9 protein-coding genes are annotated in these 8,798 nt (G+C 46.8%); 2 read left to right on the top strand and 7 right to left on the bottom strand.

Annotated features, from left to right (window positions below):
- Both C5684_RS08515 and mnmE read left to right on the top strand, forming a co-directional pair.
- Positions 1-486 (top strand): protein jag (locus C5684_RS08515; protein ID WP_233708730.1); only part of this gene is annotated, 486 nt, incomplete at its 5' end.
- Entirely contained in the window at positions 473-1,837 is a 1,365-nt protein-coding gene (gene mnmE, locus C5684_RS08510; RefSeq protein ID WP_104640042.1) for a tRNA uridine-5-carboxymethylaminomethyl(34) synthesis GTPase MnmE, read from the top strand. The genes C5684_RS08515 and mnmE, both read left to right, overlap by 14 nt.
- Here the strand turns inward: mnmE and C5684_RS08505 are convergent, their stop codons facing one another.
- The 7 genes from C5684_RS08505 to C5684_RS08475 form a co-directional block, all read right to left on the bottom strand.
- Entirely contained in the window at positions 1,838-3,712 is a 1,875-nt protein-coding gene (locus C5684_RS08505; RefSeq protein WP_104640041.1) for a porin family protein, read from the bottom strand.
- Entirely contained in the window at positions 3,709-4,674 is a 966-nt protein-coding gene (locus tag C5684_RS08500) for a coiled-coil domain-containing protein (RefSeq protein WP_104640043.1), read from the bottom strand. The genes C5684_RS08505 and C5684_RS08500 overlap by 4 nt, the downstream gene beginning before the upstream one ends.
- 44 nt (positions 4,675-4,718) lie before the next feature.
- Positions 4,719-5,906 (bottom strand): HD domain-containing protein, encoded by a 1,188-nt coding sequence (locus tag C5684_RS08495; protein ID WP_104640040.1) that lies wholly within the window; start codon positions 5,904-5,906, stop codon positions 4,719-4,721.
- A gap of 1 nt (position 5,907) precedes the next feature.
- Positions 5,908-6,510, bottom strand: coding sequence for a TerD family protein (locus C5684_RS08490; protein WP_104640039.1), 603 nt, complete (start codon positions 6,508-6,510; stop codon positions 5,908-5,910).
- Between the two features lie 8 nt (positions 6,511-6,518).
- Positions 6,519-7,097, bottom strand: a complete 579-nt coding sequence (locus tag C5684_RS08485; RefSeq protein WP_104640038.1) for a TerD family protein — start codon at positions 7,095-7,097, stop codon at positions 6,519-6,521.
- Between the two features lie 93 nt (positions 7,098-7,190).
- Positions 7,191-8,327: a DNA polymerase III subunit beta gene (gene dnaN, locus C5684_RS08480; protein ID WP_199764537.1), complete on the bottom strand. Its 1,137-nt coding sequence runs from the start codon at positions 8,325-8,327 to the stop codon at positions 7,191-7,193.
- A gap of 28 nt (positions 8,328-8,355) precedes the next feature.
- On the bottom strand, positions 8,356-8,798 hold a 443-nt coding region (locus C5684_RS08475; protein WP_158650233.1), incomplete at its 5' end, for an AAA family ATPase.

Raw genomic sequence — 8,798 nt, 5'->3', positions numbered from 1 at the left:
CCTCCCCCCAAACCCACCCCACTAGATGATAAAAATGACAAAATCGCCGAGATCAAAGAGCAGTTATGCACGCTTTTAGGCTATCTGCCCTACCAAATCGATCAAGTTAAAGTAGAATTATGCGATTCTAACACGCTTTACATTGAGCTTAACGGACCTGATTCGGCATTGGTGATTGGGGAAAAGGGGTACCGATTCAACGCCCTATCCTATTTGCTCTTTAATTGGCTTCACCAAAAATACGGCTACAATGTCCGCCTAGAAGTGGCACACTTCTTAAAAGATCAAGAGGAGATGATGGAGTCCTATTTGCAAGGCATTATCATGCAAATCCATGAAGTGGGCAAGGCACAGACCAAGCCCCTAGATGGCATGTTGATCCACATCGCCCTCAAACGGCTACGCGAAACTTTCCCCAACAAACACATCACATGCCAAACCAATAGCAGTAATGAGCGTTTTGTTGTGATTAATGACTTCAAATAGCACCATTGTCGCCATTGCGACCACGCCCGGACAAGGCGCGATCGCCATTGTTAAGATGAGCGGCGATCAAAGTTTAGCCATTTTGCGCAAGCTCACACACAAAGAACATTTCACCCCTAGACTTGCTACGCTGGTGGGTGTCCATGATTTACAAGGCGATTTGTTGGACACTTGCCTAGCCCTTTATTTTAAAGCCCCGCATAGCTACACGGGCGAGGAGGTCGTGGAAATCCAATGCCATGGGGGGATTGTGGTAACACGGCTCATTTTGCAAGCTTGTTTGGCTCAAGGGGCATGCTTGGCACAAGCAGGAGAGTTTAGCAAAAGGGCGTTTCTAAATGGGCGGCTGGATTTTTCCCAAGTGCAGGCATTAGCAAAACTCATAGAAGCCAAGAGCGAAAAGGGTGCCAAAATGATGGCTAAACAGCTCAAAGGCGCGTTAAAAGACTTCGTGCAGAGCACACGCACCGCCCTTTTAGAATTGCTAGCCAGTAGCGAGGTGTTGATCGATTATGCTGAGGAAGATTTGCCCCTAGATTTGGGCACCACCATGCAGGCAAAATTACACGCCACTTTAGAGAAATTACAAGGCATTTTAGAGTTTTCCAAATCCCAAAGCGCGCGCTTGGAGGGCTATAAACTCTGCATTGTGGGCAAGCCCAATGTGGGCAAAAGCTCATTTTTAAACGCCCTACTCTTAGAGGAACGCGCCTTAGTGAGCCCAATAGCGGGCACAACCAGAGATAGCATTGAGGAGGTCATTAGCCTTTATGGGAGTTGCTTAAAAATCATCGACACAGCCGGGATTAGGCATGCCAGCGATGCAATCGAGTCTTTAGGGATTGCCAAAAGTTTAAAGAGCATGCAAGAGAGTGATATTATTTTAGCCCTTTTTGATCTCTCTGCTCCCCTAGATAGCCAAGATCAACATATCTTAGAGCTCTTAGGGGCACAAAAGGACAAAATCATAGGCGTTATCTTCAATAAAGATGATTGCCCCCAAGAGCTAGACACACAAGCCCTTTTAAATGCCCTGCCTCCTAGCCTACCACCCCTCAAACTCAACACCAAACAACCCTGCTTGCCCTTACTAAAGGACCTGCTAAAGCCCCTCTTTGCAGAGGATAACCCCAATGAAAGCGTGATTCTAGCCAGCCTAACCCAGCAACAAGCCCTAGAGCAGACCATCACGCATTTAACAAGTGCCACCCACACGCTAGCAAGCCTAGAGCTAGAGTTATTTTCCTACCACCTCAAAGATGCCCTAGAGAGTTTGGGGCAGATCACACAACCCTACCAAGTGGAGGAGTTGTTAGATACCCTCTTTTCTAGTTTCTGTCTGGGCAAGTGATCAAAATATCCAGCCATAGTTAAAGAAAATATTAAAATGACTCGGGCCCTCTTTGATGAACAAGGAGCCCTCTAAAAGACTGGTGTTGATTTTAGCGTTTAGATTAATGGGGATGAGGGGGATAGCGATCCCTATGCTGTATTTGGAATGTTTGTAGCGGTAGTTAAAACCTGTGGCAACATCTAAGTTCCCGCTATTGGCAAAGGCGATGGTGTTGAGCGCATAGCCCTTCCACAACGCCCTAAGCCCGCCAAAAATCCCAAAGGCGCTTTTGAGCACCTTGAGTTTGTGGGTGTTTTTCTTGTGTTTGTAGCGTTTGTGGGTGTAGGTGGTGGTGAAATCAAAGAGCATATCCACGCCCACGCCCAAAGCGACTTGGTTAATGCGTTTGATAAAGCCCGTCTTTTTGGAGAAGTTGTAATTAAAAATGCCATAGTAGGAGAGCCCAAACCAGTTGGTCCAGTATTGTTGGTAACCGCCCTTGAGATTAAAACCCACAATGGCAGCCTTGTTAGAGATGTTGGTAGAGGTCATGTTTTCTAAGGTTTTCATGAAGTCAGAAAGATAGGTCGGCGCGCTCATTGTGGCGATTTTATCGTAATTAATGGGGAGTTTGTTATCCCGCCCCAATTGCGACCACACCGTGCCACTCACCCCGATCATGCCTGCACGGACACCCTGCCCCCCAATATCATACCAACGCCCATTGGGGATACTGCACTGCGCTGTAGGCGTGGCGGTGCAAGGATCAATGACTTCGGCACTCTTTTTTAATTGGTTACCATTGTAGTTGTAGTACCCATTTTGGTAGGTCATGTTCCCATCGTGGCTATAACCCATAGTATGCCCGTATTCATGCAAAATGGTTTCCATATTATTAGGGACATTATCCGTTGGGCTCAGATTGTATTCAGAAGTCTTAAACTTTAGGAGATAGGGCACTACGCCATACATCCCCGGCCCTGCTAATCCATCATATCCACTTGTGGGGCGGAGAATGCCCACATCTAAGCGGTTTGCTTTGGTATAGGTGTTATAGACCTCTTGGTTGGTGAGTGCCTTAACATCGGGGTATGTCTTTTGCCAGCTTTGTAAAGTCCCATCGGGGTTTCTAGGGATGGCTACAGAGTTTTGGATAGCAGTATTCCCATTTTGCTCTGGACCATTGGCAAAATTAAATTGTGTGTTTAGAATAGCATCTTTAAATTCTGTAGAACTGAATAGATAACTCAGATTTAAAAAAGCACTCATATAGCCCTTGGCATCCTCAGGGCTGATCACCCCCCAAGCACCCGCAGCCCTACCCACCTTTTCAAAACTCCCGTAAATATCCACCCAAATTTTGTCAAGTGCCGTGATCACCCGAGCGGTCTCGGCATCTGAAGTGGGCGAGGGGGCGATGCTAAATGCGGATTGTGCATTCCCGCTATTTTGGGCAATTTGGGGCAAATAACGCAATTTGATCGCGCTTTGGGTGAATTGGGGCAGGTCTTCAATGGTGGCGACTTGGACTTTTTGCCCATTGGCTAGTTGCATATAGACCGCAACATTTTTAAAGTTATAGGCGGTCATGTTTTTGATTTGTAGGGCATTGTTGGCGACACTAACACTAATGGGCTTGAGCGTGCTAAACTTTTGCCCAATAAGGTTTTCAGTGGTAAAAACCGGGGAGGCATTGCGCATGAATAGTGCCGAACAGATCACCCCCACCCCACTACAAGGGGACTTTTCCTCTAGTTTTTCATGTGTTTCAATCAAGCCCGTCATCAGCCCGCCCTCCACAAAGTAGCCATCTTTGGGGTGGGCAAAAATCTCCTCACCCAAAAGGCCTAGCAGACCAAAAAAACCTAAAGACCAATTTTTGCGTGTATTCATGGGAAGACCTCTGGGAACCCATAAGCATTGAGCTTATTAGTAGAATTTTTAAGATAAGGGAAAGCCCTTTGAATCTGGGCTAAAAGGGCAGAACCCATCGCCATGGTTTCATTTAAAAAGCCTAAATGGCGGGTGAGCTCTAAGAGCAATTCAAGCTGGAGACTCTGGGCTCTTTGGTGGTAGCGAGCATAGGCGCGCGCTTGATCGCGTTCATCTTGGGCACTTTGTAATTGTTGGGCTAGCTGGGTGTTAAGCTGGCTTAACTGGGTGCTTAGGCGTGTGCTGGGGAGTTCTTGGTGCAGTTGTTCTAAGCGTTTGGCAAGTGGGGCAAGTTTGGCTTGTAGGTCTTGTTCCTGGGCGATCTGATCGTGTTTGGAATTTGCCTGCCTAGTTTGATAGAGGGTTTGGAACTGCTTAAAATCACCTGCTAGCAACGCCTTTTGCATGTGTTTGAGTTGGGCATGGGAATTTTCTTGTTTTTTTATTTGTTGGAGCCTTTGGCAGACCAGCGCACTTAAATGCGGCGTGCTCAAAGCTACTTGGGTATTTTCTAAAAGTTTTTGGGTTTTGTGGGCTTGGGGGTGGTTGGAATCTGTGATGGTGGCATTGCTAAAATCAAGCCATGGGCATTCTTGTTGTAGCCGTGTCATTTGGGCTTGTTCTAATTGGGTGTAGCGTTGGCTTAGGGCTTGTAGCTGGTTTTGGTGGGCTTGCATGCGCTCTAGGTCTGTTTGCAAGGAAGCTAGCATGGGTTCTAGTTGGGGGAGTGTGTTGGCTTGCATAAAGTCTTGGGTCTCTCTTAGAGTCTGTTGGGCTTGTTTGAGGGTGTTGATTTGGTTTTGGGCAAGCTGGAGTAAATGGCTGGTGTGCCCTAATTGTTCTTGCATTTTGGCAATCATCGTGCCCTCATTGGCATTAGAGGTCGCTAGCTTGGCATTGGCTGCCGTGTCTAGGGTGATCATGGCTGCCCCTTGCGCTAATAAGGGCAATAGGAAGAGTAAAAATCTCATGCAAATTGGTTCAAAATCGCGCCTAAATTAACCCCATTGATGATACTCTTGTCGTATTTGCCCTTGATTTTGAGCGCACCATTGATCAAAACCTCGCTACTAATGCCATGGATGATGGAGATTTTGGCTTCCAAAAAGGCGTTGAGCTGATCGCAAAATTTGATCAAGCTCCCACACACGCTATTTAAATGATCGTGGTTGTGTTGCTCCCAAAACTTTGCATCGCTGGACACAAAGATAACTTCTTGGGTTTGGGGGTCTTTGTAGCGGTTATCAAATTCGCGTTGCGTGAAATAACGCAAATCTGCCTCTAGGCTGGGGACATGTTGGTAAATCTCCTCCATCGCTTGGGCTTCTAGTTCTTTTAAATAGGAATCCAAGCCAGCCACGCCGTGCTTGATGGGGGAGATGATGTCCCGGGTTAAAATCTCAGGCAAATCATGGAAGAGTCCGCCCAAAAAGTGATTGACCCGCATGGTCTCACAAGCCTTCAAATCAAAACTGAGCAAAAAGGCACAAAGGGCGACACAAAGGGTGTGCCCTAGCACGCTGGTAGCGGGCACCCGGGGGGTTTGAGTCCAACGCTTTTGGAAGCGCAACTGCCCCAAAGTGGAGGCCAGCCATTCCAAATTAGAATCGCCAAACAAAGGGGCGTGTTGCTTGAAGGTGTGATCTAGGGAATCTTTGATCTTTTGTAAGCCATGGGCTCTGGGATTGGCGCGGTTAAAATAATAGATCATGTCAAATTCCCACACCGAAACATAGTCATGGGCGGCTCTGAGCAACTCGTATTCGCAATCGCAAGGCGGATGGCAAAGATAGTGGTGCATGCCAGAAAAGAGATCATAGCCTTGCACTTCCTCTTGTAACTCTTGTTGGACATAGTCGGCTAGGGCTTGGCGGTGATCTTTTAAGAGTTTGTGGTAAATGGGGGATTTAATGTCGGTGAGCACCACACGGCTTAAAAACTCAAAGCAAAAATAGGTGATGAGGCGATCGTAGTTGATGGGTTCTTTAGAATGCTTGGCAAGCAAAACCACCACCATGGCTTTATGGGCTTGCTTGTCCAGCTCGCTAAACTCAATGGGGCAGGCTTGATCGTTCCAACGGCAAATGGAAGCCGCCACAAACAAACGCCTTAATAACTTGGCGTTGAGGTGGGGTTTATGGCTACCATCCATCATTTTAAAGGTATTTGGGCACAGATTGGCTAAGGAGGGTTTCTAGTTTCTCATCAGCGGTTGGCTCACCAATGGCACTAAATTTCCATTCCCCATTGTGTTTGTAAAGCTTGCCCAAAATCATCGCCTCTTTGCCCGCAAAGGTGGCATCTTTGGCGACATTGTAGGTTGCAAAGATCGTATTTACACGATCGGGCGTGCCCTCATAGAGGCGGATACTGGCAAAGGGGATTTGATCAAAGTTAATGTGCGTGTAGGAATTGAGCACGAACACTAGTTGTTCCACAGCAGGATCTAGGCTCTCTAGGGCAATGCTGATCACTTCATTATCCAGCCCATCATCTCCGCCCACATCGCCGGTGCGATCATCCCCGCTGTGTTGGATGCCATTTGCCTTTTGCTTGCCAAAATACACGCAATCCACCAACTTTTGACCCGCAAAGAGCGCTACGCTCAAATCCAAATCCACCGCTTCGGTCTTGGTGTTGCCAAAAAAGCCTTTTTTGCTAATTGCCCCCCAATTAGCCCCCACGCAAAAGGACTTCAAAGAACTCCCATCCTCTTTTTTTAAAGAAACCTTTTGTCCTTTAACTAGACTAATCGCCATCAATCCTCCTAGACATTCACGCCAAATTGCTTACAAAAGCCAGCCAAGCCTTCCTTAAAGCCCGTCCCCACAGCGGCAAATTTCCATTCTTCGCCATCTTTATACACACGCCCAAAACTAATGGCTGTTTCCACTGAAAAATCTTCCTCTAGGTCATAGCGCACAATTTCCTTGCCATCGCTTTCATCCACCACACGCACAAAAGCATGCCTGACCATGCCAAAATTTTGTTTGCGCACATCGGCTTCATGGATGGTAACCACAATGTTAATTTCTTTCACATCGCTAGAAACTTTGGCCAAATCAATTTTAATGGATTCATCATCGCCCTCGCCCTCACCGGTGCGGTTATCGCCCGTATGCACCACAGAACCATCTTTGCTGGTCAAATTATTGTAAAACACAAAGTTTTTATCATCATTGACTTTACCGCTACTATCGGTCAAAAATACAGAGGCATCTAGGTCAAAATCCACCCCCGTATCGCTGGCATTCACATCCCAGCCCAAACCAACAAGAATTTTAGACAAACCGGGTTTTTCCTTGCTCAGTGAGACACGCCCACCTTTAACTAGACTAACTGACATTGTTGTTCCTTATATTTGAGATAGGCAACCATTGTAGCATAAAGTCTATTTTTTTTGGTCTGCAATGCTCCCTAGAGGCTAAGATATCTGTTACTAATCCACCACAATAGGCATGATCAAGGTGCGGAATCCCCCCTTTTCGATCATAAAGGGCATGTTTTTTTCATTGAGCAAGAGATCAAAAGTGGGGGTGCTCAACGCATTGAGCGCATCTAAAAGATAGCGTGCATGGGCATGCAAGATAAACCCATCTAGGGGCGTGCTGGTTTCCATAGAGGTTTCGGCAAAATTATGGGGAGTTGCGCTCAAACTGCTCTCACTTTGCATGGATTTGAACTCCACGCGTTCAGGGTAAAAGGCGATTTGGATACTGGGGCTGAGGGTATGGACAATTTGCACCCCATCTTTGAAGTCTTGAGTTTTGAGCTCGACCTTGTGGGTGAATTCTTGGGGGATGATCTGTTGGTAATTGGGGTATTTCCCGCTAATGAGGCGTGTATAGAGCAACAAAGACTCGTTTTTGAAAAAAAGCATGGTCGATTTGGAGGCAGAATCAGCTAGATTGGGTTTTTCATAGAACATGTCAAAATCGCCCTTTGAAAATAGTTTCACCACCTCCAAAAGGGCGCGTTTGGGGAGGATAAATTCCAAGGCGGGGTTTTCTTTGGCAGGCATGTGATCGGGGTCAATTTGCACTAAAGAAAGGCGGCGGGTGTCTGTAGCCACTAGTTCTAAGCGTTCTTCAAAGACCAAGAGTGCTCCGCTAAATTCGTATTTGGGTTCATTGACATTGATCACATTGCTTAATTTTTTGAGCTGATCGCTGAGTGCCGTGTCGCTAAAGTGCAAAGAGGGGAGGTTTTCAGGCGTGGGGAAGGGCGGGAAGTGGGCGCGATCAAAGAGGGGGAGCTTGAATTTGGAGCGTTTGAAACTCAAATGCACAAAATCCTCGCCCTCTTTGGTGTGCAAAACTAATTCGCCCGATCCTAGTTTGGACACGATGTCTAAAAAATGCTTGGCATTGAGCGTGGCACTGCCCTCTTCCTCAATGGCACTTGTGATCTGTAAGCTCAAACCCATTTCCAAATCATTGGCTTCTAGGTGCAGAGTTTCCCCTTGGGCTTCAATGAGCACATGGGAGGTGATATTGCTCATGTCTTTTTTGTCGGTGAAGGCAATCAAACTTTTGAGCGCGTCCTCTAAAAGCGTTTTTTCAATGACAATTTTCACAGCGATCCTTTAAGAGATAAGATTAATATTAAACACCAAAGCCGATGTTTTTGGCTTGATCAAAATTCCCCTGCTTTTCTTTTTTGATCTCGACTAAAAAATCCTCTAGGCTAAAGAGGGGATTGGGGTAGGTTGCTACCTTGCATGCCGTGTTTTTCACAATCAAGGCAATTTGCCCCCCGGTTAGGGAGTGGCGCGCTAGGGTGTGGGCTAGACTCTCTAGGGTGTGGGAGGGGGCATAGGGGGCATTGCTGGGGAGGTATTTTTGCCATAATTGCACGCGTTGCTCGAAGGTGGGGGGCTTAAATTCGATCTTGTGGTTAAAGCGGCGTGAAAAGGCGGCATCAAGGGTTTCTAATAAATTCGTGGTGGCGATCAAAACACCCTCAAACTTTTCAATCTGGTGTAAAAAGATATTTTGCATTTGGTTATGCATTTTGTCCGCCCCGCTACTGGCAGTCGTGCGTGTGC

This window comes from Helicobacter bizzozeronii (assembly GCF_900196775.1).
GTDB classification, from domain to species: Bacteria; Campylobacterota; Campylobacteria; order Campylobacterales; family Helicobacteraceae; genus Helicobacter; species Helicobacter bizzozeronii.
The sequence above is the reverse complement of the archived record's forward strand: the minus strand, read 5'-3'. Positions and strand labels throughout refer to the sequence as shown.